Here is a 26,899-nt window from a genome sequence, read left to right as displayed (position 1 = left end):
CGCTTAAAATCGAAAAACTTACCCTCAAAGCGGTATCCATTGGAACCATTTTGCAGGTCACGGCTTTAAATCCGGCGGGTTCAGCGAATTTTCACCCCGACACAGACCAAAGGTACAGGCTTTTGACGATGAACTATATCGGTACGCGCGGCTTCAACGATCATCGCACCTTTGCGGGCGCATTGCTGGATGGCCTGTCCCCCGATGGCGGACTTTATGTGCCGCAAAGCTGGCCTGAGATTGATGCCACCGAACTGGCGACCGCCGCCAAGGGCGATTATGGGACACTGACCGAAAAGCTGCTGACCCTGTTTGGTGTCGATGTGCTGGGCGCAGATGCGGTTAAGGCCGCTGCCGCCAAGACCAAGGCCGCTTTTCTGCGAAACGGCGAAACCCCGCTGACGCAGGTCGAGGACAATCTGTGGATTCTGGAACTGTGGCACGGCCCGACTCTGGCCTTCAAAGACATGGCCATGCAGATGATCGCGCCTCTGACCGATGCCGCCCTGTCGCAGCGCGGCGAAAAGCTGACGCTGGTCACCGCCACATCAGGTGATACGGGCGCTGCCGCCGTGCGCGCCTTTGCGGGTTCCGCGCATGTGCGTCTGGTGGTCTTTCATCCGCTCGGTCGCGTATCGCCGGTTCAGCGCCTGCAAATGACGACGGTTGAGGCCGACAATGTCCTCAATATCGGTGTCGAAGGCGATTTCGATGACTGCCAGCGCTTTGTGAAGCAGCTTCTGGGCGAGGCGTCGCTCAAAGAGCGCGGCCTGATCTCCAGCGTCAATTCCATCAACTGGGGTAGGCTTCTGGGGCAGGTGCCCTACTATCTGGCCGCCGCGGCAGCCTCCGGTGCCGACCATCCGGAATTTGTGGTGCCGACGGGCAATTTCGGTGACGCCTTTGCCGGCTGGGCCGGGCGCAAGATCGGCGCCAATGTCGGCCATCTGCACGCCGCCGTGAATTCCAACGATGCGCTTAATCAGGCCATCAATACCGGCCGCTATGTCCGCCGTCAGGCGACGCCAACCGCCAGCGTGTCTATGGACGTTCAGGCGCCATCGAATTTTGAGCGTTTGGTGTTTGAAGCCTCCGGCCGTGACGGTGCCGCCACCAAGGCGCTATTTGACACCTTTGCCGCCGATGGTGACGTCTCTTTGTCGGCAGAACTGCAAGCCGCATTGAAGGCTGAGGTTTCGGCTTCGACCGTGTCGGAAGAGACGACCAAAAAGACCATCAAGCACGCCCATGACGCCTGGGGTCAGGTCATCTGCCCGCACACCGCCGTCGCGGTTGCCGCGGCTTTGGAAAGAAAGTCGGGTAAGCCGATTATCGCTCTGTCGACCGCCCATGCCGCCAAGTTCCCGGAATTTGTAACCGAAGCCCTCGGTTTCGCTCCCGAAGTCCCGGAAGCCATCCAAAAGCTGCATGGCCTCAAGGAAACCATCACCCCGATCAAGAACGACTATGCCGCGGCCCTCGCCGCCGTTAAGGGGTTTGTGAAGGGATAGAGGATTGCCGGCCCTCTATTAAATACCCTACTTCTGCTGTGCTTCTTACGAGAGTTATTGCGATTTGGGGCGCTTTAAGCGCCAGTCGATACTCATGGCCTTAGCATCAGCGATTTGTTTTGGCGTCATCTTTTGGGAGAGCTCATCCAGCATTTTTGTCGCTGTGAGCTCACCTTCATCCTTGCCCAGATTAAACCACATGCAGGCTTCTATCGGATCAGATTTTTGCCCCTGACCTATGGCGACCATAAAGCCTAGAAAGGTAAAACTTTCTCTAAAGCCGTTCTCCGCAGCTTTAATGTGCCAGCGTTTGGCCATTTCATAGCTTTGGACAACGCCGATACCATCAAAGTACATATTTGCAACGTAGGACGCCGAGATCCCCATGCCATTAGCAGCGGCTTTTTCAAACCAGTCACGGGCCTTATTGTAATCTTTTGCTACAATCTCACCTTCATAGTAAGCTAAGCCGACGACATGCTGAAGTTTTGCATCGCCCGCCGCAGCAAGTTTTTGTATAAACTCAAACTTTTCGGGCGTTACCCCCTTGAGAGATGACTCAGCAAAAGTTGGAACCTGTGCACAAATCAAAAGCATCAGCACGGACAGAAATAGTTTAAAGTTTTTCATATAATCCCCCTTGTTTTCATCACGTCTCAAAATACGCCCAACCATCCTTGATCGCCCGGTGATAATCCAGACGGCGGTAAAAGGCTTCCGGGTCTTTGGGCTTCACCACCCATGACGGGTCGTGGTTGAGCAGATCATAAAGCCGCGTCAGGGTAAAACGCACCGCTGATCCGCGCGCAAACAGCGGCAGGGCTTCAACTTCGGCATCGCTAAGGGGCCGCTCAGCATGATAGGCTCTGGCAAAGGCCGCGATCATCTCAGGCTGGGCCTGCCCGCCCGGTGTAAAGCCCCAGGCATTAAGACTGACCGCCAGATCATAGGCGTAGAAATCGGTGCAGGCATAGTAATAGTCGATAACGCCGGTGACATTGCCGTCATCGTCCATCAGCACATTGTCGGTGAAGTAATCGGCATGGATCGCGCCGCTTTCCAGCGCACCTGACTTCGGCCAAACGCTCTTCAGGAAATCCAGTTCCTTTCGAAAATCCTCTAAGATCGCCATCGCCCGTACCGACTGACCCGCCTTGGGCTCACAGCGCGCGATCAGGTGCGGCCACGCCGCAATACCCATCGAATTTTCGCGTGTCTGCGCGAAATCCGCCCCGACCTTATGCAATTTGGCCAGATATTCTCCGGCAGAGGCTGCATGGCGCGTGTCCGGATTGCGCGGCCAGCGTCCGGGCAGCCATTTAATCAGCGCCGCCTTACGCCCCGACACTTCGCCAATAGTTTCGCCAGACCGCATGATCGCAGGCCCTGGCGCCGGGTAGCCTTTGCGATCCAGATGCAGGGTATAGTCCATAAAATAGGGCAGGTCATCGATCGGCGTCGCCGCCTCAAACAGCGTCAGGGCATAAAGACCCGTCGTTGTTTCCACCTTGAAATTGGTGTTGGAAACCCCCTCCTCAATCCCTTCGAGATGGATCAGGTCACCGATATCATACTGGCTGAGATAGGCTCTGGCCTCTTCCAAAGATACGGGCGTAAAGACGGCCATGAGCCTTAAGGTTCCTCTGTTTGTTTCGCCAAGCTATAGGGGAGGCGATGCGCTAAGAACAACCATTTTTGCTTAAGCGGTGCGTAAAAATTCCTGATTCAGCGCAGGTTTTCCTGCGAACGGTTTTCAATGCGCTTGTCTTAAGGCCACAGAACCACTAAACCCCGCCATTAGAAACTATCGCTTGGGCTGTCATCGGCCTTTGATTAAAGAGACACTCGAAAAACCGTCCCTCAAAAGGAGCGCCGTCTTGTCACACTCGCAAAAGCCCGTTGCCTCCGTCATCGACCTGATCGGCAACACGCCGCTTATCCGGCTGAACGCCGCGTCTGAAGCGACCGGCTGTGAGATTTTGGGCAAGGCCGAGTTCCTCAACCCCGGTCAGTCGATCAAGGACCGCGCCGCCTTGTGGATCATCCGCGACGCTGAGGCCAAGGGTTTGCTACGTCCCGGCGGCACCATTGTCGAAGGTACGGCAGGCAATACCGGCATCGGTTTAGCGACCGTCGCCAATGCCTTGGGCTATAAAACCGTCATCGTTATCCCGCGCACCCAGTCTCAGGAAAAAAAGGACGCCATCAAGCTTTTGGGCGCTGAACTGATCGAAGTCGATGCCGTCCCCTATTCCAACCCCGATAACTATGTGCGCTATTCCGGTCGTCTGGCCGAAGAACTGGCCGCCAAGAACCCGGAAGGGGCCATCTGGGCCAATCAATTCGACAATGTCGCCAACCGTCAGGCCCATATCGACGCCACCGGCCCCGAAGTGTGGGCGCAGACCGACGGCAAGATCGACGGCTTTATCTGCGCGGTCGGATCGGGTGGCACGCTGGCGGGCATGAGCCTTTACCTGAAACAACAAAACCCCGACATCAAGATCGGTCTGGCCGATCCGCTGGGGGCTGCCCTCTATAGCTACTACACCACCGGCGAGTTGAAATCCGAAGGCTCGTCCATCACCGAAGGCGTGGGTCAGGGCCGCATTACCGCGAACTTAGAGGGCGCGGTCATCGACCATGCCTATCAGATTTCGGACGAAGAATGGCTGCCGATCGTGTTTGATCTGGTGCAAAACGAAGGCCTGGTGATGGGCGGATCAACCGCGCTCAATATCGCCGGCGCCATCCGTCTGGCCAAGGACCTAGGCCCCGGCAAGACCATCGTCACCGTGTTATGTGACTACGGCAACCGCTATGCCTCTAAGATCTTCAACCCGGAATTCCTGCGCAGTAAAAATCTGCCCGTGCCGGGGTGGCTGGCCTAAAATGTCAGATATCTTGCGCCGCAAACACAGGCTTATCAAAGCCGCCGAGCGAGGGGTTGCCCTCGTCTCTAGCCTGCGCGCGCAACCAATCCATGAAGCGCGTCTGGGCCTGAGAGGGTTCACGCGACTGCGGCCAGACCAGATAATAGCCGTAGGAAATCGGGCTGAAATCCTCACCGAACAGAGCCTGCAACCGTCCAGCCTTGAGGTCGGCCTCGGCAATGGTGCGCTTGGCCAGGGCCACACCGCGACCGGCCACAGCGGCCTCAATGACCATGTGGCTCTGGTTAAAACGCGGCCCGCGCGACGCATCGACACCCTCAACCTTATGGGCCTTAAACCACATCGGCCAGTCGGGGCAGGTCGGATCGGTTTCAAAGCCAACATCGTGCAGCAGGACGTGGTTGCTCAGGTCTTCGGGCTTGCGGATCGGCGCGGCCTCATACAGCAGCGGCGAGCAGACCGGCAAAACCCCCTCTTCCAACAGATGCTCGACATTGACCCCCTGATAGTTGCCGTGGCCGTAGCGGATAGCCAGATCGACATCAGAGGTGGCGAAATCGGTCGTGGTCATGTCGGCGCTGACCCAGACATCAACATCGGGATTTTCGGCGTTGAAATCGCTCAGGCGCGGCATCAACCATTTGGCGGCAAAACTGGGGGCGACCGAAATAGTCACCCGGCCCTTTTGCTGCACCTGTTTCATCAGGCGCGTCGCTTCGAACATCTTCTCGAACGCTTCCTTGAGGATCAGGGCCGAGGCCTTACCCGCATCGGACAGCACCACACGCCGGCCATCGCGCACAAACAGTTCCACACCGACATGATCCTCCAGCAGACGGATCTGCTGGGAGACCGCACCGGGGGTTACAAACAATTCCTCGGCCGCATGCTTGAAGCTTTCGTGGCGGGCGGCCGCTTCGAATACCCGAAGCGCCGACAATGGCGGCAAACGATCGCGAGACATAGAGAACCCATCAACAAATCTAACCCGGTCACCTATATAGGTTTCGGTACGGTTTAAAAATACTAATCTTACAGAGTGATTGCCAAATCCTGAAGGCCGTTTGGAAATCGCTTAGACCCTTTGAGTTCGAGAGCCTATCGGAGACGAATATGAGCCACGCAGACCTGATCGCATCGCTTGAGGTGCTGGATGCCGGACAATCCTGGACCACCGACGTCATTATCATTGGCGCGGGCCCCGTCGGATTGTTTAGCGTTTTTGAACTGGGCCTGCTCGATATCAAGGCCCATCTGGTCGATATTCTCGATAAACCGGGCGGGCAGTGCGCCGAGCTTTATCCGGAAAAGCCAATCTATGACATTCCCGCCTGGCCGATCATCAGCGGCAGCGACCTGACCGACCGCCTGCTGGAGCAGATCGCCCCGTTTGGCGCCAAGTACCACTTCAATGAAATGGCCGTAGCCATCGAAAAGGTTGAGCAGGAAGACGGCACGATCAAGTGGAAACTGACCACCGATCAGGGCACGAAGATTGAGGCCCGCTGCATCATCATCGCCGCCGGTGGCGGTTCGTTCCAGCCGAAAAAGCCGCCTATCCCCGGCATTGATGGCTTTGAAAACCTTGGTGCCGGTAAGGGCGTGCACTATGCCGTCCGTAAGATGGAAGCGTTTCGAGGTAAGAAGATAGTCATCTCCGGTGGCGGTGATTCGGCCCTCGACTGGACGGTCAACCTCGCCAATGTGGCCGAACGCATCACCCTCGTTCACCGCCGCGACGACTTCCGCGCCGCGCCGCACACGGTATCCCAGATGCGCCAACTGGTCGCCGACGGCAAGATGGACCTCGTGATCGGTCAGGCGACCGCCCTTAAGGGCGAAACCGGCCACAACCTTGAATCTATTACGATTGAAGACAATGACGGCAATGAGCAACACATCGATGCCGACGCCTTCCTGCCTTTCTTCGGCCTGACCATGAAGCTTGGGCCCGTGGCCGAGTTCGGCCTCAACCTGCACGAAAACCTGATCCCGGTGGATACCGAAAAGTTCGAGACCTCAACCAAGCAGGTCTTTGCCATCGGCGACATCAACTACTATCCGGGCAAGCTCAAGCTGATCCTGTCCGGCTTCCACGAAGCCGCCCTGATGTCGCAGCAAGCCTTCCGCTACGTCTATCCGGAAAAGAAACTGCGTTTTCAGTACACAACCTCGTCGTCGGAACTGCAAAAGAAAATGGGCGTGAAATAGCAGGGTCACAGACCCTGCACCCGTTAGTTACCAAAGCCCCTTCGGCACCACCGGAGGGGCTTTTTTCTCCTCCCCTGTTTACGGGGGAGGGGGACCCCGAAGGGGTGGAGGGGGCAAACCACATAAACGGGATTTGCCCACAGCTTTCAGATTCGCTAACCTCCGGCAAAACAGGAGAAAACCATGCTGCACACCGGAAGCTGCCATTGCGGCAAGATCAGTTTTGAGGTTGAAGGCGATTTCAAGGACGCCATAGACTGCAATTGCTCCTATTGCCGACGGCGTGGCAGCCTGCTGGCCTTTGTGGGCAAAGATGCGCTTCACCTCAAAACCGATCCGGCCGATATCGAAACCTACCGTTTCAACACAATGAAAATCGCCCATAATTTCTGTAAGGTCTGCGGCGTTGAACCCTACGGCGAAGGCACAGCCCCGAATGGCAAACCGATGATCGCAGTCAATTTACGCTGCCTGCCCGATGTCGATCTCGAAAAATTGACCATCAATAAGTGGAACGGTGCCGAACATTAGGTCATTCTGTCGGTCTCTGACGGGGAAGCACACATGGGTACGGTTGAACAGGCGCTGGAAACCCAGCTTTCAAATATCGAGACAAAGACGGGCAAATCCCGCATCGCCCTGATGGCGGACATCACCGCATCTGGCAAAACCAAGCACGGCGACATCGTCGCCTGGCTGAAATCCGATTACGGTCTCGGCCACGGCGACGCCAATAGCTTAACGCATTTTGCCCTGCGCGGCGGGACATTCGCGGTCCCTGAAAATGCCGCCGCCGATGATGTTCTGGACGCCATCTATAAAGACAAAAAAGCCCATCAGCGCCCGATCCACGAAGCCCTGATGGCTGGCATCAATGGCTTCGGTGAGTTCGAGATCGCCCCGAAACAGGGCTATGTCTCCCTGCGCCGCAAGAAGCAGTTCGCTATGCTCGGCCCCAAGACCAATGACCGCTTTGAACTGGGACTAAACCTGAAAGACGCGATAGACGATCCGCGCGTCAAGGCCTTGCCGCCTGGCGGCATGTGCCAGTATGTGGTGCCGCTGACCGAGGCGGCACAGGTCGATGACAGCCTGATGGCCATCGTTAAGCGCGCCTATGACGCGGCAGGTTAGCCGTATTAGGGTCTAATTGTTCCTTTATTTGCACTGCACTATATCTGTGCACTGTATAATTAACGCGCATCTTATCCTAAAACCGCTGCACACTTTTAGGGATGCGCTTTGTAAATATCGGAGGCGTATCATGCTCCACTTAGGCGCGGCTCATTTTGGCGACATCAATTTCGACCTGTCAGAACTGACCGGCGACACCAAGGACTGCACCTGTGCTCTGTGCCAGCGCAGCGGAACCAAGCATCAAATCAGGGTTGCCCTGCGTCTGGCCGATCTGGATATGAATGAAAATACGCGCGAATTCGGCCGTCATCCGCTCCAGCACCATTTCTGCCTGACCTCGGATACCGGCCACGCCGATAGCGGCGACTTCAGCACGCCATCAGACTTTGGTTATCTGCTGAACGCACGTTGATTTGCGTATAATTCGCAATAACTTAGGCTTATTTAGCCCCTCTAATCCCAGAGGGTAAAAACCATCGCTTTTCCCATCCAAGGCTAGAGATTAAAAGTCCACACTAAGGTATGATACCTAGGTCTGCCTTTTGAGGATGGTTATGATCGCTTTACCCCTGTCCTGGCCGTTGGAAGGCCGTAAGGTCGCGCTGATTGGCGCGGGGGTGACGCTTGCGCGCAAGCTTAATCTGGTTGAGCGCACACCGGCGCAACTGCTGATCTATGATATCGAACACGCCGAATGGCCGACCGCCGATGATGTGCGCGACGCATCCCTGATACTAGTGGCGTTTGAAGATCGCGCTTCCGCGGAGCGTGGCGCGACCTTGGCGCACACGTTGAAAATCCCGGTCAATGTCGTCGATCAGCCCGACCTAAGCGATTTTCACATCCCGGCCATTATCGATCGCGGATCTCTGTCGATTGGCGTCGCCACCGGCGGCACAGCACCCGTTCTGGCGCGCGAAACCCGCCGCAAGATCGAGGCCGCTGTCCCGCCGTCAGAAACCCATGTGGCCGAATTTGCGCTCAAACTGTCACCGCACCTGCGCGAAGCGTTCAGCAATGTCGATGATCGCCGCCGGTTCTGGGAGCATATTCTGACAGCGCCCGCGACAACCTTGGCGCGTTCGGGTAAAATTGATGAAGCCCTGACCGCCGCACTGGCTGAGATCAAGGCCCCCAAGCCCCGCACCGGTGTGGTGCATCTGGTCGGTGCTGGCCCCGGCGACCCGGAACTGCTGACGCTTAAGGCCCTGCGCCTGTTGAGTGAAGCCGATGTCATCATCTACGACCGGCTGGTCGGGGATGCCATTATGGACTTAGCCCGCCGCGACAGCGAACGGTTCTATGTCGGCAAGCAACGCTCAAACCATTCGGTGCCGCAGGATCAGATTCACGCTCTGCTGGTCGAGCAGGCCAACCTGGGCAAGCGCGTCGTGCGCCTCAAAGGTGGCGACCCGTTCGTGTTCGGCCGCGGCGGCGAAGAGGTTGAGGCGCTCAAAGCCGCCGACATCGAGGTTCATGTCACACCGGGCATTACAGCTGCTCTGGGCTGTGCGGCATCCGCCGGTGTACCCCTCACCCACCGCGACCATGCCCAAAGCGTCACTTTCATCACTGGCCATGCTAAAGATGGGGACGCGCAACACAACGATCTGCAACTGGATTGGGCCGCCTTGTCACTGGCGCATCATACGCTGGTGATCTATATGGGCGTGGCGACCGCACCAAGGGTATGTGCCCAACTGATGGAGCATGGCCGCGCAGGTTCGACACCCGCCCTGATTATCGAAAACGGCACGCGCCCCGATGAGGTGCGCACCGCCACACAGTTAAACGAACTGGCAGCGACTCTGGCTGCCACCCCACCCAAGGGGCCGACCCTCGTCATTATCGGCGAGGTCACGGCCTTAAGTCACGAACACTGGGATCGCGCACAGGCGATGGCTCAACCAACGATAAAGGTTTCCGCATGAAGCTTCTGACCGCCAACCGATTAACCGACGGCCTGGTGCTGTGGTATTCCGGCTCAGGCTGGGTTGAGGATGCGGCTCTGGCGGCGCGTCTTGAGGATGACGCGGCTGAGGCGCTTAAGGCTGAGTGGGTCGCTCGCGAAACCGAAGTGGTCGCCCCTTATCTCATTCCCGTGACCGACGCCGGTGATCCGGTACAGCGCGAGCATGTGCGCGAATTTGTGCGCGCCAATGGCCCCACGATCGGCCAAACCACGTTTGACACCGCCAAACAATTTAACCGTGACGAGGTATTTTAGTAATGTACGTCTATGATCAGTTCGATCACGCCCTTGTCCGTGAACGTAATGCCGAGTTTTCCGATCAGGTCGCCCGCCGCCTGAGCGGGGAGCTGTCCGAAGACCAGTTCAAACCCCTGCGTCTGATGAACGGTCTTTATCTGCAACTGCACGCCTATATGCTGCGTATCGCCATTCCTTACGGCGTTTTGTCGTCGGTTCAGATGCGCCGGTTTGCCCACATCGCCCGCACCTATGACCGCGATTTCGGCCATTTCACCACGCGTCAGAACCTTCAGTTCAACTGGATCAAGCTGGCGGACACGCCCAAGATTCTTGAAGAACTGGCCGAAGTCGAAATGCACGCCATGCAGACCTCGGGCAACTGCATCCGCAACACCACTACCGATCAGTTTGCCGGTGCCGCTAAGGACGAGCTTGACGATCCGCGCCCGTGGGCCGAACTCATCCGTCAGTGGTCGACCATCCACCCGGAATTCACCTTCCTGCCGCGCAAGTTCAAGATCGCCATTACCGGCGCCACCAAGGATCGTGCAGCCATCCGCGTCCACGATATCGGCCTGCACCTGACGCCCAAGGGCTTTGATGTCTATGTCGGTGGGGGCATGGGCCGCACACCGCATCTGGGCCACCTGATCAAGTCGGGCGTACCGGGTGAAAAGCTGCTGAGTTATCTTGAGGCCTGTCTGCGGGTCTATAACCGCTATGGCCGCCGCGATAATATCTATAAGGCGCGCATCAAGATTCTGGTATCGGCGCTTGGGCCTGATGAATATGCCCGTCAGGTCGAAGAAGAATGGGCTCAGCTCGATCAGGCCGCCATTGACGCGCCTTATTACGAAATTGATCGGATTCGCACGTTCTTCCCCGATCCGGCCTATGCCGATAAGGCCTTTGATGCCGCCGCTCTTGATCGTGCCAAAGCCGCCGATCCGGGCTTTGCGCGCTGGGTGCGCAACAACACCCATCCGCATAAGCGCGACGACCACGTTAGCGTGACCATCTCGACCAAGCCGGTAGGCCTGCCGCCGGGCGATGCCTCATCCGCGCAGATGGACGTCATGGCCGATGTCGCCGATAGCTTTGCCTATAGCGAACTGCGCGTGGCCCATGACCAGAACATCATCCTGCCCCATGTGGCCAAGGCTGATCTCTATGATCTTTATCAGCAGTTGGACCGGGTTAATCTGTCGACCGCCAATGCCAAAAAGATTACCGACATCATCGCCTGCCCCGGCCTGGATTACTGCTCGCTGGCCAATGCGCGCTCGATCCCGTTGTCGCAGGAAATTTCTAAAAAGTTTTCCGATGCTAATCTGACTGATGAGATCGGTGAACTGGAGATCAAGATCTCCGGCTGCATCAATGCCTGCGGTCACCACCATGTCGGTCATATCGGTATTCTGGGCGTCGATAAGCAGGGCATCGAGGTCTATCAGATCATGCTGGGCGGTCGCGCCGATGAAAAAGCCGCGCTTGGCGTCATCACCGGCAAGGGTCTGTCGGCTGAGGCCGTGCCCGGTGCCCTTGAGCGCGTCGTGCGCCTTTATCTTCAACTTCGCACGTCGCCTGCGGAGCGCTTCATCGATGTGGTTGAGCGTCTGGGCCGTGAAACTTTTGCAGAGGCGCTTCATGAGCCAGCTTAACTCTTCAGCTACCCCCACCCTGATCGCCAAGGACGGCACCCGCATCCTTGATGGCTGGGCATTGCTCAATGACGAAGATGTCGTCGGTGCCGACGGGCCCTATGTGCTGGGTTTTGAGCGCGCGCTCAACGAACTGCCGGGCCTGAACGGCAAGTACGGTGTGCGCATCAATCCGGGGGATGATATTCGCGCGCTTAGTCCCTATATGGAAAAGATCGCACTGGTCGAGGTGAACTTCCCCGGCTACCGCGATGGCCGCGGCTATTCCACCGCCCGTATCCTGCGCTCCGACCTGAACTATCAGGGCGAAATCCGCGCGGTCGGTGATGTGCTTCGCGACCAGTTGTTCCTCATGCTGCGCTGCGGGTTCAACGAATTTTTGCTTAAAGACGCCGATCCCGAAGGGGCTATTAAGGCCGCGACCGACCGGTTTGAAAATGCTTACCAAAGCGCCACCGACGCCCGTCAACCTATCTGGGCGTTACGCAAACAGCTTGCCGGAGCCTAAACCGGTTAGGATCAGATCATGACTATGATCATCAACAATCTGGCCGATCAGGTCGCCTCTGCTGAGGCCCTGCGTGCGGCAGAACTGTCGGCCCGCTATGAAAGCTGGACGGCTCAGGACATCCTGCGCGATGCGATAGAGCATGAGTTTATAGGCTCCATCGCCCTGTCGTCATCGTTTGGCGCGGATTCCGCCGTCATGCTGCACCTGATTGCGCAGATCAACAAAGACCTGCCGGTGATTTTTCTGGATACCGACCGGCACTTCTTTCAGACCCTGCAGTACCGCGATCAACTGGCCAAAATCTTAGGCCTGACCAACCTGATCAACCTCAAGGCCGATAAGGGTGAGGAACAGGATTTCGACCCTAAGGGCAATCTGTGGAAGCTGGCCCCTGACGCCTGCTGCGCCCTGCGTAAAGTGCGCCCGCTGAATAAGATCACGGACGATTACACCGCCTGGATCACCGGCCGTAAGCGTCATCAGGCGGCGACCCGCGCCAATATGCCGATAGTCGAATGGGATGGTCGTAATTTCAAGGTCAATCCGCTGGCCAACTGGACGGCGGACGATATTGCGGACTATATCGAAGCCCATGCCCTGCCGCCACATCCGCTGGTCGAACAGGGCTATCCGTCCATCGGCTGCTTTACCTGCACCAAGCCGGTCGAGGCGGGTGAGGATGCCCGCGCCGGCCGCTGGGCCGGTCAGGACAAAACCGAGTGCGGCATCCATAAGCCGATATTTGGTGGGGACGGAATTTGATCTCGTGAGAAAGTCCTTCGGCGTCGAGCAAGCTCTCGCCTCAGTGTACTTTATCACGGATTAACAAAGAAAACCCTGAATGGGCGGAACTGCATTCAACGTAAGAAAGTACACTGAGCGTAGCGAGGGACTTTTTTACGGGTTAACCCGCCGATAGTGGTTTTGCATCAGTCGCCTCCACTCGCCGTCCACGGTTTGCACCATTGCCGTCAGCGTGCGGGTATCGTCATCATTCAGCGTATAGATATCGCGGTATTTCAGGGTCTGACCGGGGTTTTCCCAGTCAGGCCCTTCGCAATCCAGCGACAGGGATTTATGCGCCTCATTCCAGTGACCGTCATAGACCCACAGATGATCCATCATCGACCCCACCCATGAACCGACAAACCGACCTCTGGCGCGATCAAAGCCAAGCGTCATAAGGGTGGTTGCCTCACCACCGCCCGGCATCTGACCGTGACCTTCGACCACCAGCCATACCCCGTGCAGCATACGTCCGCGCTCAATCCACGCGGTCGTGCGCTCAGCTTCGGGCAGCGAGGAGTCAGGGAGGATCTCCCAATCACCCGTCAGCTTCTCCAGCCAGTGATGCTCAGTTTGGATATCGACTTTCATGGCGGCCTCCTCTTATGTTTGGCTACACCATAAAACAAAAGCGGCTCGCTGTTAACGAACCGCTTTTTTACTTTAAGCTATTTTCTCCAAGCGGGCCTGTAGCGCCAATATCTCGTTCGGCATAACCTGAACAAACGCCTTAAGGCTGTTATCCCAGTCATCAAGCAGGGCCTCGGCACGTGGCGAAAGCGTCATTTTGAAATGCTCCTCGATCAGGCCCTTCAACTCGGCTTCCGCTTCATCCGGTACCGAACGTAAAGTGATACCTTCGGGGTTGATGTAGTTGGCGAACGACTTATCCGGGTCCCAGACATAGGCAACACCGCCGGTCATGCCCGCACCAAAGTTGGCGCCGACCGAACCGAGGATGACGACCTTACCGCCGGTCATATATTCACAACCATGCGCACCGGCCCCTTCGACAACCGTGGTCGCCCCGGAGTTACGCACAGCAAAGCGCTCACCGACGGTTCCGGCAATGAACAGCTTACCCGACGTCGCCCCGTAAAGGATGGTGTTGCCGGCCAGAGCCTGCTTTTCTTGCCAGTGGCGCGGACGGATCGAGATGGTCGCCCCCGACAGGCCCTTACCGACATAGTCGTTGGATTCCCCGACCAGATCGATAAATAACCCCTTGACCGCGAAGGCCCCCAGAGACTGACCCGCCGACCCGCGCAGTTGCAGGGTCAGGTGACCGTCGGCCAGCGTATCCTTGAACCGGCGCACCAGCGCCGAGGATGTGCGGGTGCCGACCGCGCGCATGGTGTTGCGCACATCATAGGTCAGGGACATCTTTTCACCGCGCTCCAGAAGCGGGGCAGCATCCTTGACGATCTGGGCATCCAGCGTATCGGCCACCGCATTGATCTCATGCGGCAGGGTGATCAGGGCGTTCGGATCGCGCTCGACCTTAACCAGCAGCGGGTTGAGATCGAGGTCATCGAGGTGCGCTCCGCCGCGGGATATCTGACGCAGCAGATCGGTGCGGCCGACCGCCTCATCCAGTGATTTCAGGCCGAGCGAGGCCAGAATTTCGCGCACTTCTTCGGCGATGAAGGTGAACAGGTTGATGACCTTTTCCGGCGTGCCGGTGAACTTGGCGCGCAGACGTTCATCCTGCACGCATACACCGACCGGGCAGGTGTTCGACTGACACTGACGCACCATCAGGCAGCCGATGGCCACCAGAGACGCCGTACCGATACCGAACTCCTCGGCCCCAAGCATGGCGGCGATGACGATATCGCGGCCGGTGCGCATCCCGCCGTCCGAACGCAGACGGATTTGTCCGCGCAGGTTGTTGAGCGTCAGCACCTGATGGGCTTCCGACAAACCGATTTCAAACGGCAGGCCGGCAAACTTGATCGAGGTCAACGGCGATGCGCCCGTACCGCCGACCTGACCGGACACCAGAATGGCGTCGGCCTTGGCCTTGGCCACGCCTGCCGCGACCGCGCCGATACCCGACTGGGACACCAGCTTGACCGTCACGCGGCAATCCGGGTTGATCTGCTTGATGTCATAGATCAACTGCGCCAGGTCTTCGATCGAATAGATGTCGTGGTGCGGCGGCGGCGAGATCAGGCCAACCCCCGGCGTCGAATGACGCATACGGGCGATGAATTCCGTGACCTTAAAGCCCGGAAGCTGACCGCCCTCACCGGGCTTGGCCCCTTGCGCGACCTTGATTTCGACTTCGCGGCACTGGTTGAGGTACTCTGCCGTTACGCCGAACCGGCCTGAGGCGATCTGTTTGATAGCCGAGTTCGGGTTATCGCCGTTCGGACGACGAACATAGCGTTCGGGATCTTCGCCGCCTTCACCGGACACCGAGCGCGCGCCGATACGGTTCATGGCGATGTTGAGCGTCTCATGGGCTTCTGGCGACAGTGCGCCCAAAGACATGCCCGGCGTTACGAAACGCTTACGGATTTCGTTGACCGACTCGACCTCATCAATCGCCACCGGTGCGGCCTTCGGGGCCCAATCGAGCAAATCACGCGGTGCGGTTGGCGTATCCTTCGACATCTTCCCGACCAGATTGGAGTAGGTCTTGAAGGTCTTGTAATCGCCGCGCGTCGTCGCATCCTGAAGCAGGTGGATCAGCTTGGGTTGATAATAGTGGGTCTCACCGGCGGCCCGCAGCTTATAGAAGCCACCAATCGGCACCAGAGCGCGCTTGGACGCCCATGCCTTTTGGTGCAGTTCCAGAAGCTTGGTCTCGATACCGGCCAGACCGATACCGGAAATGCGCGAGGTCACGCCGGGGAAGAATTCGGCCACCAGCGCCCGCGACAGGCCCAGCGCCTCAAACTCATAACCGCCGCGATAGGACGAGATGATCGAAATGCCCTTCTTGGCCAGGATCTTCATCAGACCAGCTTCGATGGACTTCTTATAGTTCATGAACGCCTTGTAGGAGGTGATCTGACCATAACGGCCCGCCTCGAAACGCGCCTGCATCAACTCCAGCGACAGATACGGATTGACCGCCGTCGCCCCAACCCCGACCAGAACGGCAAAGGCATGGCTATCCATCGCCTCAGCCGAGCGGACGATGATCGACACAAATGAGCGTAAGCCCTCCTGCACCAGACGGGCATGAACACCCGCCGCCGCCAGAATCATCGGCACACCCATGCGGGCCGGGCCAGACGCCTTATCCGACAGCACGATCATGGCAGCACCGGCTTTCACGGCGGCCACCGCTTCATCACGCAGGCGATCGAGCGCCACCCGCAGGGCAGCCCCCGGCTTTGCCGCTACGTCCGGCAGCGCAAACGAGCAATCAAGCTGCGCCACCTGACCGACGTTTGAGGTTTCCAGCAGGCGGTCATACATGCCCGTGGTCATGAACGGCGAGTCCATGACCAGCACATTGGTCTGGGCTTCGTCTTCGGCCAAGATGTTGCCGAGGTTCTTAAAGCGCGTCTTGAGCGACATGCCGGCTTCTTCGCGCAACGGGTCGATCGGCGGGTTGGTGACCTGCGCGAAGTTCTGACGGAAATAGTGCGACAAAGGCCGCCATTCATTCGACAGAACGGCCAACGGGGTGTCATCGCCCATAGAACCAATAGCTTCCTTGCCATCCTTGATCATGGCGTCAAGGACGGTGTCGAGGTCTTCGACCGTAAAGCCCGCAGCGATCTGACGGCGATCCAGTTCTTCGCCGTGATAGGCGCGCGGCTCAGGGCCGGGCTCGATGATCGAATCGACTTCGACCATGTTTTCAAGCCACTGGGTATAGTCGTGCTTTGAGGCCAGGGCATCAAGGATTTCGGTCTCGGAATAGAGCTTGCCCTCTTCCAGATCGACCGCGATCATCCGGCCCGGATTGATGCCTGAACGGCGCGAGACGCGCTCTTCGGACACACCCGTCATACCGGCTTCGGAGCCGACGATCAGCAGACCATCCTTGGTTTCAGTGACACGTAAAGGGCGCAGACCGTTGCGATCCTTACCCGCCACAACCCAGCGGCCATCGGTGGCGCAGACGGCAGCGGGGCCATCCCACGGTTCCATCACCGCATTGGCATAGGCATAAAGCGCGCGATGCTTATCCGACATCGTGACTTCTTGTTTCGACCACGCTTCCGGAATCAAAAGCGCCTTGGTCATCGGAGCCGAACGGCCCGCGCGCACCAGAACCTCGAACACGTTATCGAGCGCGGCTGAGTCCGAACCGCGCGGCTGGATGACCGGCTTTACGTCTTCGGCGTGGTCGCCGAAGGTCGTGGCCGCCATGCGGATTTCATGCGACTTCATCCAGTTAACGTTGCCGCGCAGGGTGTTGATTTCACCGTTGTGGGCCAGCATACGGAACGGCTGGGCCAGCTTCCATTCGGGGAAGGTGTTGGTCGAGAAACGCTGGTGGAAGATGGCCACCGACGATTCAAAACGCGGATCCTTAAGGTCGAGATAGAAATCATCGACCAGTTCGGCCCGGAACATACCCTTATAGATCAGGGTCTTGGACGAGAACGAACAGAGGTAGCAATCAAGGTTGGCCTCATCAACGCGCTTTTCGATCCGGCGGCGACACAGGAACATAGCGCGTTCCAGCGCTTCGCCCTCTAAGCCTTCGGGGGCGGCCATCATGATCTGCTCGATCTCCGGGCGGGTCGAGGCGGCGCGCGTGCCTAATTGCGCGACATCGACCGGCGCCTGACGCCAGCCATAGAGATAAAAGCCAGAGCGCAGGATCTCGGATTCGACGATGGTCCGCGCGGCCTCTTGGGCCCCAAGGTCTGAGCGCGGCAAAAACACCTGTCCGACCAGAACCGGGCCGGAGCGCGGGTTGTGACCGATATTGCGAACCTGCTCCTGAAAAAAGGCCTGCGGGACGGACAACATAATCCCCGCACCATCACCAGACTTGCCATCAGCATCAACGGCGCCGCGGTGGAACAGGGCTTTCAGCGCCTTAACGGCCAGTTCAACCACGTCACGGCGCGGCTTACCGTCGATGGAGCAGACGACACCCACACCGCAGGAGTCGATTTCCGACGCCGGATCATAGGCGTGGCCGTCGATCAGGCGTTGGCGTTGTTCGAGATAGCGTTCGAGATCAAATTCGTAAGACATTCTTGCATTCTTGCTCATTGGGCAGCCTCCGACAGAGACAAAGCCAACTGGGTTTGCAGATAGTGGTGGATATCGGCGGCGGCATCCTGACCTTCACGGACAGCCCACACCACCAGAGACGCACCGCGCACAATATCACCGGCCGCAAATACGCCGGGCACGAGGGTCTGGAACTCACCGGCAAGGGTTTTGATCGTGCCCCACTTGGTGACCTCAAGACCCGGCTCATTGAACATGACCGGAATGTTTTCCGGCTCAAAACCCAGCGCCTCAATGATCAGATCGGCCGGCAGATCGTTTTCAGCACCGGCAATGTCTTCGATACCCTGACGCCCCTGTGCATCCGGCGTGGTCAGGCGCATACGCTGCACCTTCAGACCGGTGACGGTCTCGGCATCGCCCAGCACCGCCATAGGCGCCGACAACCATTCGAACTTCACGCCTTCTTCTTCGGCGTTATACACTTCGCGGTCTGAGCCCGGCATGTTGGCGCGGTCACGGCGATAGACGCAGGTGACGGACTTCGCGCCCTGACGGGTCGCGGTGCGCACGCAGTCCATCGCCGTGTCGCCACCACCGATGACGATGACGTTCTTGCCTTCGGCATTCAGACGGCCCGACACATAGTCCGGCACCGTGTCGCCAAAGCCGACGCGGTTTGATGCGGTCAGGTAATCGAGTGCGATCACCACGCCCTGCGAGCCACAGCCCGGCACGCTCAGTCGGCGGGTCTTGTAAACGCCGGTCGCAATCATGATCGCGTCATGTTTTTCGCGCAGTTCCTCGAACGAGACATCATTGCCGATGTCGCAGTTCATCACATATTCGACGCCCGACTGCGCAAGGCGGTCGGTACGGCGCAGCACGACGTCTTTTTCAAGCTTAAACGACGGGATGCCATAGGTCAGAAGGCCACCGGCGCGGTCATAGCGGTCATAGATGGTGACTTTGTACCCAAGCGTGCGCAGACGATCCGCCGCCGCGATACCCGCAGGGCCAGCCCCGATGATGCCGATGCTCTGGCCACGTTCCTGCACAGGGACGATCGGCTCGATCCAGCCGTTTTCAAACGCCATGTCGCCTAAGAAGCGCTCAACCGAGCCAATGGTGACGTTTTCCCATCCGGATTGTTCGAGCACGCACGAGCCTTCACACAGGCGGTCCTGCGGGCAGATGCGGCCGCAGATTTCCGGCAGGGTCGAGGTCGCTGACGACAGCAGATAGGCTTCTTCGTAACGGCCCTCAGCAGTCATACGCAGCCAGTCGGGGATGTTGTTCTGCAGCGGGCAGCCCGACTGGCAGAACGGCACGCCGCACTGGGCGCAGCGCGAAGACTGGGTCGTGGCTTGTGTCGGTTTGAAATCGGCATAAATTTCCGAGAAGTTGGTAATGCGGGTTTTCGCATCATGCTTCTGCGGCGTGCGCCGGACTTCGACAACAAAGCGGTTCGTTTCGCCCGTCATTGTTAAACCTCCAAAACCTGTCGAAAGTCCTTACACCTTCGACCCCAAAACTATTGCCTCACTGCGCCTGATCCGCTCAGCAAAAGCGCTTGGGTGAAAGCGCAATTGCTGCCAAATAAAAAGCACAAAAACCAAGTTAGATAAAGATTTCACCCGTGGGTGAGATTTTTATCAGCATCAGGCCACTTAGTATCAATGGATACCAGTTTGCCTTTTGTTCTCTTCACAGACATCGTCCGAATGCGAACGCCAATTGCAAACGAATGTCTTTTTCAAAAACCATAGTCCAAACATACGAACCCCCTCGGTTCTGGTCTCTGCCCGGCCTGACTGCCGAAAGCGGAGCCAAAACGCGAGGGGGAGGATAAACGCCCAAGCCTTTTGGAAAATGTGGCTTGTTTCTATCCGTGCTGGGTCTCTCCGTGCTGCGTGCTGTCGAGACCCTCAATTTCCTGTTCTTCAGTGACCCGCAGGCCGGTCGTGTATTTGCAAATCATCAAAATAAGGAACGTCACCACACCCGACCAGATAATCACAGCCACCAGACCCAGCGCCTGCTTGCCGATATTGGCGCCTTCGGCAAGAGCATTTACCGAGGTCGTGGCGAAAATACCGGTCAGTAACGCGCCGACCAAACCACCAACACCATGCACACCAAAGGCATCCAGGCTATCGTCATATTTCATGGCCTTCTTGATCGCGGTCGAGGCCACAAAACAGATCGGGCCGGTAATCAGACCGATCAGCAACGCCCCGCGCGGGTCGACAAAACCCGCCGCCGGGGTAATGGCCACCAGACCAACCACCAGACCGGTGATCATGCCCAAAAGCGTGGGCTGCTTGCGTTCAATCCACTCCGGAATAATCCAGCCGATAGCACCCGTCATGGCTGCCAAAATCGTATTAAGCGTCGCCACTGCCGCCAGAGAATCTGCCGCCAAGGCTGAGCCGCCATTGAACCCGATCCAGCCAAACAGCAGCAAGCAGGCGCCAATCATCGTAAAGGCCAGATTATGCGGCGCCATGTTATCACGGCCGTAACCGCGGCGCTGCCCCAGAACATAGGCGCAGACCAGACCCGCGACACCGGAATTGACGTGCACCACCGCACCACCGGCGAAATCAAGCACACCCATAGCGCCTAAGAAACCGCCGCCCCATACCCAGTGACAGACCGGTGCATAAACCAGCAGGTGCCACAGGCCAACAAACAGCAGAAAGGCCGAAAACTTCATGCGCTCAGCAAACGCCCCGGCGATCAGGGCGGGCGTGATGATCGCAAAGGTCATCTGGAACACCACCCATAAATATTCAGGCAAGCCCGGCAAGGTAGAATAGGCCGTATCCATACCAACGCCGTAAAGAAGGGCGACCTGAAAACCGCCCAGAACCTTGTTCCAGCCGTCATTCGGGCCGACGCCGAACGACAGGCTGTAGCCGATTACGATCCACAGCACCGACACCAGAATGGTCGCGGCCACTGATTGGGCCAGCGTCGCCAACAAATTTTTCTTACGCACCATGCCGCCGTAAAACAGCGCAAGGCCCGGCAGGGTCATCAGCAGCACCAGAGCGGTCGAGATCAGCACCCACACAGTGGCCGCCGGGTCGAGCGAAAGCGGCGCCTGATGGGCCAGCAATGCTGAGACCGGTTCAGGGTTTGCCGCAGCAACCATCGCATCCGTGGCGGGTGTAGCCGTCATTCCCGATATATCCCCGTATCAAGCCTGAAAAATTAGCGCTTCGCCTGTTCATCCGCACGTTTGCACACGCGAAGGCTACGCTGTTTTTCTCAAGCATATAAACTGACGTCTTGTCAATTCCACGTCAAAATTTTTCCTGCAAAAATGGCTTTGGTGACAAATTTTACCGCCATAGAGTCATTTTGTTGCGCATCACGACGCATTTTAACCCTTGAAAGATTTCACCGCCTCAACGATCTCATTTTGCGTCTCCGCCGTCAGGTAAGGCGAAAACGGTAAGGAAATCACCGTCTTGGACTTGGCTTCAGATACCGAAAGATCGCGCGTGCCAGATGTAAAGGCTGCATAGCCCGGCTGCTGGTGCAGCGGGATCGGATAATACACCGCCGTGGGGATGCCTTTTTCGCGCAAATGCAGTTGCAGCCCATCACGATTTTCGTGCTCAATCGTATATTGCGCCCAGGTCGAGACGTAGCCGTCCTTCACATAGGGCACACTGGTCACAAAGCCTTCCAGCGCTTCGTTGTAGCGCTTGGCCACGGCCTGACGCAGTTCGATTTCCTCACCAAAAATGGCCAGCTTTTCGATCAGAACGGCGGCCTGAATGGTATCAAGGCGTGAGTTCATGCCGATACGGACATTGAGATACTTGGTCTCATGCTCGAATTTGGCCGCCGCCGCATCCGCAGGGGTCGCCCCACCGTGAACACGATATGAAATCAGACGATCCTGCAACACATCATCACTGGTGACCACCGCCCCACCATCGCCGTAGCAGCCGAGCGGCTTGGCCGGATAAAAGCTGGTCGCGGTCGCAACCGCCCATTCCAGCGGCTGCTTACCGTCAATCGTGCCGCCAAAGCCCTGAGCGGAATCTGAGATCAGCGGCAGACCATACTTGTCGGCTATGAGTTTGAGCGCCGGATAATCGGCGGGCTGACCAAACAGATCAACCGCGACAATAGCAGCCGGCTTAAGACGCCCCTCTTTGATCACAGCCTCAATGGCGGCTTCAAGCTTGACCGGATCGATATTGTAGGTACGGGCATCAATATCGACAAACACCGGTTCAGCCCGCGTCATCGGCACGACTTCCGCCGTCGCCACAAAGGTAAAGGCCGGGACAAATACGGCGTCGCCCTCACCAATCCCAAGTCCCAGCAGGATCAGCTCAATGGCATCGGTGCCGTTAGCGCAAGATAAAGCGTGCTTTGATTTGGCAAAGGCGGCCAGATCGGCTTCAAAGGCCTTGACCTCCGGCCCCATAATATAGGCGCCATGACCAATGACCTTAAGCACACCGGCTTCGATTTTCGCGCCGATACGCGCGCGTTGGGTGCCGAGGTCGATAAACGGAATAGCCATAGGACGCCTTCTTAAAAAGCCTGAATTTTCAGTCAGCGATATGCCGAAAAGTGTATGCGGTTTTCGGCTACAATATCGCGTCAAAACCTAAAATGGTGATGTATCAGGTTATGAGACGCGCGCACCTCAAAAGGCATTACCCAACATTTCAATCCAAAAAAGGGATTTGCGCGACCATTTCGTATACGATTTTCTGAAATCAGCCCTTTAATTTGTCGGACTTTTCTTTATATAGAGGTCGGCTCGCACAAATTCCGGTTTAGCCGGACTTTTCACTTTTTTGCGAGAGGCGGTTGACGTAAAGCGGCTTTTGCGCGACCACATGCCCCTTAAGTTAGCGCTAACATTCTGGCGCGTAGCTACAAAGATTTTCAGACACTCCGGGAGAGCGGACTTTGACAACATATGGCAACCTGATCAACGGCGAATGGGTCGTAACGGGCAACACCTTCAACGACATCAACCCTTCGGACACCAACGACATCATCGGCACCTATTCGACCGCCGGTGAAGCCGAGGTAAAGGCCGCCATCGAGGCCGCCCGCGAAGCCTTTAAGACCTGGCAGTATTCGACGCCGCAGCAGCGCTTTGACGTGCTCGACAATGCCGGTACAGAAATTCTGGCCCGTAAGGCCGAACTAGGCGCACTCCTGTCGCGCGAAGAAGGCAAGACCCTGCCCGAAGGCATCGGCGAAGTCACCCGCGCCGGTCACATCTTTAAATATTTTGCCGGTGAAGCCCTGCGCGCCCACGGTGAAGTGCTCGATTCTGTGCGTCCCGGCGTTAAGGTTGAGATCACCCGTGAGCCGGTCGGCGTCATCGGCCTGATCTGCCCTTGGAACTTCCCGATCGCCATTCCGGCCTGGAAAATGGCCCCGGCGATTGCCTTTGGCAACACGGTTGTCTGTAAGCCTGCCGAACTGACCCCGGCCTGTGCCTGGGCTCTGGCGGACATCCTGACCCGCGCCGGCCTGCCCAAGGGCGTGCTGAACGTCGTGTTCGCCCGCGGTTCGGTCGCAGGTCCGCTGCTGATCGACGGCTGCGACGCCATCTCCTTCACCGGCTCGGTTCCGACCGGCACGCGCGTCCGTGACGCGGCTGTGGCCAAGGGCAAGCGCATCCAGTGCGAAATGGGTGGTAAGAACCCGGTCATCGTGCTTGATGACGCCGACCTCGGCATCGCCGTTAACTCGGTTCTGAACTCTTCGTTCTTCTCGTCCGGCCACCGCTGCACGGCTTCTTCGCGCATCATCGTGACCGAAGGCATCGCTGACACCTTTGTTGCCGAGCTGGCCAAGGCCGCCAAGGCGATCAAGGTTGGTGACAGCCGCGCCGATGGCGTTCAGATGGGCCCGATCGCGTCGCAAGAACAACTCAAGATCGCTCAGGATGCGGTTGCCACGGCCAAGGCCGAAGGCGGCGTGATCGTCGCTGGTGGCGAAGACCTGACGTTCGGGACGCCGGGCTACTATTATGCCCCGACCCTGATCGATAAGACGACGCCTGACATGACCATCAACAAGGAAGAAGTCTTCGGCCCGGTCGCGTCCGTGATCCGCGTTAAGGACCTGGAAGAAGCCATTGCGGTTGCCAACGACACCGAAATGGGTCTGTCGGCCGGTATCTGCACCACCTCGCTCAAGTCTGCCGAGACCTTTAAGCGCCGCGCTCAGGCCGGTATGGTCATGGTCAACCTGCCGACCGCCGGTGTTGATTACCATGTTCCGTTCGGTGGCCGTAAGGGTTCATCCTACGGCCCGCGCGAACAAGGCGCCTATGCCAAGGAATTCTACACCATCGTCAAGACGGCCTACACCTCGGCTTAAAGGATTGTGGGGTTACAAACCCCACACCCCATTAATAAAAGCGGCTCCGATAACGGGGCCGCTTTTTTTGTTGCCGATCGAATACTTACCATGACAACATTACCGGCAATGGGGGAATGAATGCGTTTCGTGCAAACTTACGACAGGCTGATGGCCGCATTTTACTGGCCGGTTGTTGTCAACGCGATTGCCGGCCTTATTGCGATACCTGCGGCCACATTCACGGATTGGCTGCCTGCGCCTATATGGTACGCTCTGATGTGGGTTTCAGTCATCGTTGCGGGCACGCAATTTATATTAGCTTTGTCTGACGGGCGTGTACAAAGAGCCGTGCGGGTCTTCCCCGAAGTAAAATATAAAAACGGGACGCCAGATTTAATCGATTATTTTAGCGAACCTATTGTTCCGCAAAGAACACTTAGTGTCCTTTGGAAGCTTACGGTTATTCAGTATATAATTTTCGGCATTATCGCGATGTGGGGTGACAATGAATATCGGGATATCATCCTAACGCATGGCTTCTCTATAGCTTGCAGCGTACTTGGTCATATTTTCTTGTTGTTGAAGTACGACCCCGAACTACACGGTAAGGCGTTTCAGGATGATCCCTACCATACAAACGAGGTTCTTCCGATTGCACCACCCGCACCTACAGCAATTGGGCTGGCCTTATGGTGCATGATCGTGGCAGCCGTTATTGCCGCCGCTTATTGTGGCATCTTCAACTCGCTTGCCGACACTATGCACAAAGCCATTGACCAAGGCTAAAAGCGACCTCTTTTCAGAGGTCGCCTTGCGCGATCAGAACTTACCCTTGCGCGGCTCCAGACTGGACTGAAGTTGGGGGCTTGCCTTGCGGTACTGAATATCGCTGATCCGGTCATTCTGCCCTTTGGCCGTGCCTTCGATCCAGACCGTCTGGCCATCGCTGTTTATTTGCGAATAACGAAAAGTCGCCTCAAACTTACTGCCGCCGCCTTCGCAGCGCAGGATGTCGATCACCGGCTTTCGGGCGGGTGTTATCACCCCCGACAGGTCTTTTTGGGTGACGCGGGTGATGGCCTTACCCACCTGCTGGCCCTGAATGATGTCGCATTCGGCAAAAGCTGAGGTGGTCATAAGCGTCCCAAACGCCGCTGCCACGGCGATCGCGGTTAACTTGATCATGATTTCACTCCCGTTTTTTATATCGGGTTAAAGCCGAAAGTTCGGCACAGCCCTCCCTGGACTGTTATGAAATCATGCGCTCTTTTAGAGACTTAGCAACAAAAATAAATCCGGATACGGAATAATTTCACGCATTTTTGAACGGAATTATTTGATCTGCATACAGATCAAATTAAACCTGCGCCGGATCATCACGCTCCAGCACATCTGGCAATGTCTCGCCGTCCGGTACAAAGTCCATAGCGACCGAATTCATGCAGTAACGCAGGCCGGTCGGACGCGGGCCATCTTCAAACACATGGCCCAGATGCGCGTCACAGCGCCCGCAGCGGATTTCCGTGCGCACCATACCGTGTGAGCGATCCTGAATATAGCGGATGTGATCTTTGTTGATGCTTTCATAAAAGCTGGGCCAGCCCGAACCGGAATGAAACTTGGCGCGGGATTTAAACAGCGGCAGGTGACACAGGGCGCAGGTATAGATGCCCTCATCCTCATACTCATCGAACTTGCCGCAAAAGGGCGGTTCCGTGCCATGATTAAGCAGGATGCGTACCGCTTCGGGATCAAGTTTGGCCGCAAGCGACTTATACTGCGTCTCTGTCGGCGGGGTCAGGTCAAAACCGAGCGATGAACGGGCCATATGTGATCTCCTATATTCGATTAGTAATATAGGCCCGCGCCACTAAATCTCAATCGGCAACGACGACTTAGGGACGCGCTACACCATCCCAGTCACGGGTGTCGGGGTATTTCCGCCGGAACTGCGCCCATTCCTGCGCCGTCTGTTCAAACACATGCAGATTATGGGCGACGCCGTCCTTGATGATCTTGCCCTCTTCGACACCGATCTGACGGTAGCCGTTATATTTCTGAACCTTGATGACGCGCGGATTCCAGTCGACGATGTGATTGACCAGCTTATTCAGCCGCAAGGCGTAGAAGGCATGGTTCAGGGTCGGTACGAAATTATACATGGTCAGGTCGCCTGACACGCCGCGTTCGCCCATATAGATGCCGATTTCACCGACGCGATGTTCCATATCAACTATGGTGATCGAGGTATAGCCGACCGGTCGGCCGTGGATCAGGATAAGGCGGTGGTGATAATCGTCGCGGGCATTACTGCGCTCAATCCACGCCCTCTGTTTATCGAGATCATAGTCGACCGTGGTCAGCATATAGGGCGCGACATGATCCGCCGTGCGCCAGTCAAGGATCATTTTGGCGTCATCAGCCGTAGGTTCACGGAAGGACATATGCGCGTAGATCATGAT

24 protein-coding genes are annotated in these 26,899 nt (G+C 57.3%); 13 read left to right on the top strand and 11 right to left on the bottom strand.

Annotated elements, in window-relative coordinates:
- The first annotated feature begins 128 nt into the window (after positions 1–128).
- The gene (gene thrC, locus PQU98_RS12650) at positions 129–1,511 is read left to right on the top strand and encodes a threonine synthase (RefSeq protein ID WP_272745303.1); all 1,383 of its coding nucleotides are present in this window, start codon (positions 129–131) and stop codon (positions 1,509–1,511) included.
- 54 nt (positions 1,512–1,565) lie between these two features.
- Here the strand turns inward: thrC and PQU98_RS12645 are convergent, their stop codons facing one another.
- Positions 1,566–2,141 (bottom strand): tetratricopeptide repeat protein, encoded by a 576-nt coding sequence (locus tag PQU98_RS12645; protein WP_272745302.1) that lies wholly within the window; start codon positions 2,139–2,141, stop codon positions 1,566–1,568.
- Positions 2,142–2,160: 19 nt separating this feature from the next.
- Positions 2,161–3,138 (bottom strand): homoserine kinase, encoded by a 978-nt coding sequence (locus PQU98_RS12640; RefSeq protein WP_272745301.1) that lies wholly within the window; start codon positions 3,136–3,138, stop codon positions 2,161–2,163.
- 250 nt (positions 3,139–3,388) lie between these two features.
- Here PQU98_RS12640 and PQU98_RS12635 point away from each other — a divergent pair, with 250 nt between their 5' ends.
- Positions 3,389–4,402: a cysteine synthase A gene (locus PQU98_RS12635; protein WP_272745300.1), complete on the top strand. Its 1,014-nt coding sequence runs from the start codon at positions 3,389–3,391 to the stop codon at positions 4,400–4,402.
- Between the two features lie 4 nt (positions 4,403–4,406).
- On the opposite strand, the gene gcvA is transcribed toward PQU98_RS12635, so the two are convergent.
- Positions 4,407–5,369 (bottom strand): transcriptional regulator GcvA, encoded by a 963-nt coding sequence (gcvA, locus tag PQU98_RS12630; protein WP_272745299.1) that lies wholly within the window; start codon positions 5,367–5,369, stop codon positions 4,407–4,409.
- 149 nt (positions 5,370–5,518) lie between these two features.
- Here gcvA and PQU98_RS12625 point away from each other — a divergent pair, with 149 nt between their 5' ends.
- From PQU98_RS12625 to PQU98_RS12585, 9 genes are all read left to right on the top strand, one after another.
- Entirely contained in the window at positions 5,519–6,616 is a 1,098-nt protein-coding gene (locus PQU98_RS12625; protein WP_272745298.1) for an NAD(P)/FAD-dependent oxidoreductase, read from the top strand.
- A gap of 183 nt (positions 6,617–6,799) precedes the next feature.
- Positions 6,800–7,147 (top strand): GFA family protein, encoded by a 348-nt coding sequence (locus tag PQU98_RS12620; RefSeq protein WP_272745297.1) that lies wholly within the window; start codon positions 6,800–6,802, stop codon positions 7,145–7,147.
- Between the two features lie 33 nt (positions 7,148–7,180).
- Positions 7,181–7,750, top strand: coding sequence for a DUF5655 domain-containing protein (locus PQU98_RS12615; protein ID WP_272745296.1), 570 nt, complete (start codon positions 7,181–7,183; stop codon positions 7,748–7,750).
- Between the two features lie 130 nt (positions 7,751–7,880).
- Positions 7,881–8,165, top strand: coding sequence for a hypothetical protein (locus tag PQU98_RS12610; protein ID WP_272745295.1), 285 nt, complete (start codon positions 7,881–7,883; stop codon positions 8,163–8,165).
- Between the two features lie 142 nt (positions 8,166–8,307).
- A complete protein-coding gene (cysG, locus tag PQU98_RS12605; RefSeq protein ID WP_272745294.1) occupies positions 8,308–9,684 on the top strand; it encodes a siroheme synthase CysG in 1,377 nt (458 codons plus the stop codon).
- Positions 9,681–9,980 (top strand): DUF2849 domain-containing protein, encoded by a 300-nt coding sequence (locus PQU98_RS12600; protein WP_272745293.1) that lies wholly within the window; start codon positions 9,681–9,683, stop codon positions 9,978–9,980. Before cysG ends, PQU98_RS12600 begins: the two co-directional genes overlap by 4 nt.
- Positions 9,981–9,982: 2 nt before the next feature.
- A complete protein-coding gene (locus tag PQU98_RS12595) occupies positions 9,983–11,626 on the top strand; it encodes a nitrite/sulfite reductase (RefSeq protein WP_272745292.1) in 1,644 nt (547 codons plus the stop codon).
- Complete coding sequence (locus PQU98_RS12590; RefSeq protein ID WP_272745291.1) at positions 11,613–12,134, top strand: DUF934 domain-containing protein; 522 nt, start codon at positions 11,613–11,615, stop codon at positions 12,132–12,134. Before PQU98_RS12595 ends, PQU98_RS12590 begins: the two co-directional genes overlap by 14 nt.
- 18 nt (positions 12,135–12,152) lie before the next feature.
- A complete protein-coding gene (locus tag PQU98_RS12585; protein ID WP_272745290.1) occupies positions 12,153–12,899 on the top strand; it encodes a phosphoadenylyl-sulfate reductase in 747 nt (248 codons plus the stop codon).
- Positions 12,900–13,034: 135 nt separating this feature from the next.
- Here PQU98_RS12585 and PQU98_RS12580 read toward each other — a convergent pair whose 3' ends face one another.
- The 5 genes from PQU98_RS12580 to PQU98_RS12560 form a co-directional block, all read right to left on the bottom strand.
- Positions 13,035–13,514: a DUF1579 domain-containing protein gene (locus PQU98_RS12580; protein ID WP_272745289.1), complete on the bottom strand. Its 480-nt coding sequence runs from the start codon at positions 13,512–13,514 to the stop codon at positions 13,035–13,037.
- Positions 13,515–13,586: 72 nt separating this feature from the next.
- Entirely contained in the window at positions 13,587–18,098 is a 4,512-nt protein-coding gene (gltB, locus tag PQU98_RS12575) for a glutamate synthase large subunit (protein ID WP_272745288.1), read from the bottom strand.
- A 14-nt stretch (positions 18,099–18,112) separates the two neighbouring features.
- Positions 18,113–19,561, bottom strand: a complete 1,449-nt coding sequence (locus PQU98_RS12570; protein ID WP_272745287.1) for an NAD(P)-dependent oxidoreductase — start codon at positions 19,559–19,561, stop codon at positions 18,113–18,115.
- 401 nt (positions 19,562–19,962) lie between these two features.
- On the bottom strand, positions 19,963–21,264 hold the full coding sequence (locus PQU98_RS12565) for an ammonium transporter (RefSeq protein WP_272745286.1): 1,302 nt from the start codon (positions 21,262–21,264) through the stop codon (positions 19,963–19,965).
- Between the two features lie 204 nt (positions 21,265–21,468).
- A complete protein-coding gene (locus tag PQU98_RS12560; protein WP_272745285.1) occupies positions 21,469–22,629 on the bottom strand; it encodes a DegT/DnrJ/EryC1/StrS family aminotransferase in 1,161 nt (386 codons plus the stop codon).
- A gap of 395 nt (positions 22,630–23,024) precedes the next feature.
- Between PQU98_RS12560 and PQU98_RS12555 the strand changes: the two genes are divergently transcribed.
- Together PQU98_RS12555 and PQU98_RS12550 are read left to right on the top strand one after the other, a co-directional pair.
- Complete coding sequence (locus PQU98_RS12555) at positions 23,025–24,455, top strand: aldehyde dehydrogenase family protein (protein ID WP_272745284.1); 1,431 nt, start codon at positions 23,025–23,027, stop codon at positions 24,453–24,455.
- Between the two features lie 120 nt (positions 24,456–24,575).
- Positions 24,576–25,223 (top strand): hypothetical protein, encoded by a 648-nt coding sequence (locus PQU98_RS12550; RefSeq protein ID WP_272745283.1) that lies wholly within the window; start codon positions 24,576–24,578, stop codon positions 25,221–25,223.
- Between the two features lie 33 nt (positions 25,224–25,256).
- Here PQU98_RS12550 and PQU98_RS12545 read toward each other — a convergent pair whose 3' ends face one another.
- The 3 genes from PQU98_RS12545 to PQU98_RS12535 all read right to left on the bottom strand — a co-directional run bounded on the left by PQU98_RS12545 (position 25,257) and on the right by PQU98_RS12535 (position 26,896).
- Entirely contained in the window at positions 25,257–25,622 is a 366-nt protein-coding gene (locus PQU98_RS12545; protein WP_272745282.1) for a hypothetical protein, read from the bottom strand.
- A gap of 172 nt (positions 25,623–25,794) precedes the next feature.
- Positions 25,795–26,265, bottom strand: a complete 471-nt coding sequence (msrB, locus tag PQU98_RS12540; RefSeq protein ID WP_272745281.1) for a peptide-methionine (R)-S-oxide reductase MsrB — start codon at positions 26,263–26,265, stop codon at positions 25,795–25,797.
- A gap of 67 nt (positions 26,266–26,332) precedes the next feature.
- Positions 26,333–26,896 carry a GNAT family N-acetyltransferase gene (locus PQU98_RS12535; protein WP_272745280.1) on the bottom strand — a complete coding sequence of 188 codons (564 nt, stop codon included), beginning with the start codon at positions 26,894–26,896 and terminating at the stop codon, positions 26,333–26,335.
- Positions 26,897–26,899 lie beyond the last annotated feature (3 nt).

This window comes from Asticcacaulis machinosus, assembly GCF_028550435.1.
In the GTDB taxonomy this organism is placed as follows: domain Bacteria; phylum Pseudomonadota; class Alphaproteobacteria; order Caulobacterales; family Caulobacteraceae; genus Asticcacaulis; species Asticcacaulis machinosus.
The sequence above is the reverse complement of the archived record's forward strand: the minus strand, read 5'-3'. Positions and strand labels throughout refer to the sequence as shown.

Excerpts from the sequence above, each read along its gene's own strand:
- PQU98_RS12580 (WP_272745289.1), bottom strand. The coding sequence starts at position 13,514 with ATGAAAGTCGATATCCAAACTGAGCATCACTGGCTGGAGAAGCTGACG.
- gcvA (WP_272745299.1), bottom strand. The coding sequence starts at position 5,369 with ATGTCTCGCGATCGTTTGCCGCCATTGTCGGCGCTTCGGGTATTCGAA.
- PQU98_RS12600 (WP_272745293.1), top strand. The coding sequence starts at position 9,681 with ATGAAGCTTCTGACCGCCAACCGATTAACCGACGGCCTGGTGCTGTGG.
- PQU98_RS12610 (WP_272745295.1), top strand. The coding sequence starts at position 7,881 with ATGCTCCACTTAGGCGCGGCTCATTTTGGCGACATCAATTTCGACCTG.
- PQU98_RS12560 (WP_272745285.1), bottom strand. The coding sequence starts at position 22,629 with ATGGCTATTCCGTTTATCGACCTCGGCACCCAACGCGCGCGTATCGGC.
- PQU98_RS12570 (WP_272745287.1), bottom strand. The coding sequence starts at position 19,561 with ATGACGGGCGAAACGAACCGCTTTGTTGTCGAAGTCCGGCGCACGCCG.
- PQU98_RS12615 (WP_272745296.1), top strand. The coding sequence starts at position 7,181 with ATGGGTACGGTTGAACAGGCGCTGGAAACCCAGCTTTCAAATATCGAG.
- PQU98_RS12625 (WP_272745298.1), top strand. The coding sequence starts at position 5,519 with ATGAGCCACGCAGACCTGATCGCATCGCTTGAGGTGCTGGATGCCGGA.
- PQU98_RS12640 (WP_272745301.1), bottom strand. The coding sequence starts at position 3,138 with ATGGCCGTCTTTACGCCCGTATCTTTGGAAGAGGCCAGAGCCTATCTC.
- PQU98_RS12645 (WP_272745302.1), bottom strand. The coding sequence starts at position 2,141 with ATGAAAAACTTTAAACTATTTCTGTCCGTGCTGATGCTTTTGATTTGT.
- msrB (WP_272745281.1), bottom strand. The coding sequence starts at position 26,265 with ATGGCCCGTTCATCGCTCGGTTTTGACCTGACCCCGCCGACAGAGACG.
- PQU98_RS12590 (WP_272745291.1), top strand. The coding sequence starts at position 11,613 with ATGAGCCAGCTTAACTCTTCAGCTACCCCCACCCTGATCGCCAAGGAC.
- PQU98_RS12620 (WP_272745297.1), top strand. The coding sequence starts at position 6,800 with ATGCTGCACACCGGAAGCTGCCATTGCGGCAAGATCAGTTTTGAGGTT.
- PQU98_RS12585 (WP_272745290.1), top strand. The coding sequence starts at position 12,153 with ATGACTATGATCATCAACAATCTGGCCGATCAGGTCGCCTCTGCTGAG.
- PQU98_RS12550 (WP_272745283.1), top strand. The coding sequence starts at position 24,576 with ATGCGTTTCGTGCAAACTTACGACAGGCTGATGGCCGCATTTTACTGG.
- cysG (WP_272745294.1), top strand. The coding sequence starts at position 8,308 with ATGATCGCTTTACCCCTGTCCTGGCCGTTGGAAGGCCGTAAGGTCGCG.
- PQU98_RS12595 (WP_272745292.1), top strand. The coding sequence starts at position 9,983 with ATGTACGTCTATGATCAGTTCGATCACGCCCTTGTCCGTGAACGTAAT.
- PQU98_RS12545 (WP_272745282.1), bottom strand. The coding sequence starts at position 25,622 with ATGATCAAGTTAACCGCGATCGCCGTGGCAGCGGCGTTTGGGACGCTT.
- gltB (WP_272745288.1), bottom strand. The coding sequence starts at position 18,098 with ATGTCTTACGAATTTGATCTCGAACGCTATCTCGAACAACGCCAACGC.
- thrC (WP_272745303.1), top strand. The coding sequence starts at position 129 with ATGAACTATATCGGTACGCGCGGCTTCAACGATCATCGCACCTTTGCG.
- PQU98_RS12535 (WP_272745280.1), bottom strand. The coding sequence starts at position 26,896 with ATGATCTACGCGCATATGTCCTTCCGTGAACCTACGGCTGATGACGCC.
- PQU98_RS12565 (WP_272745286.1), bottom strand. The coding sequence starts at position 21,264 with ATGACGGCTACACCCGCCACGGATGCGATGGTTGCTGCGGCAAACCCT.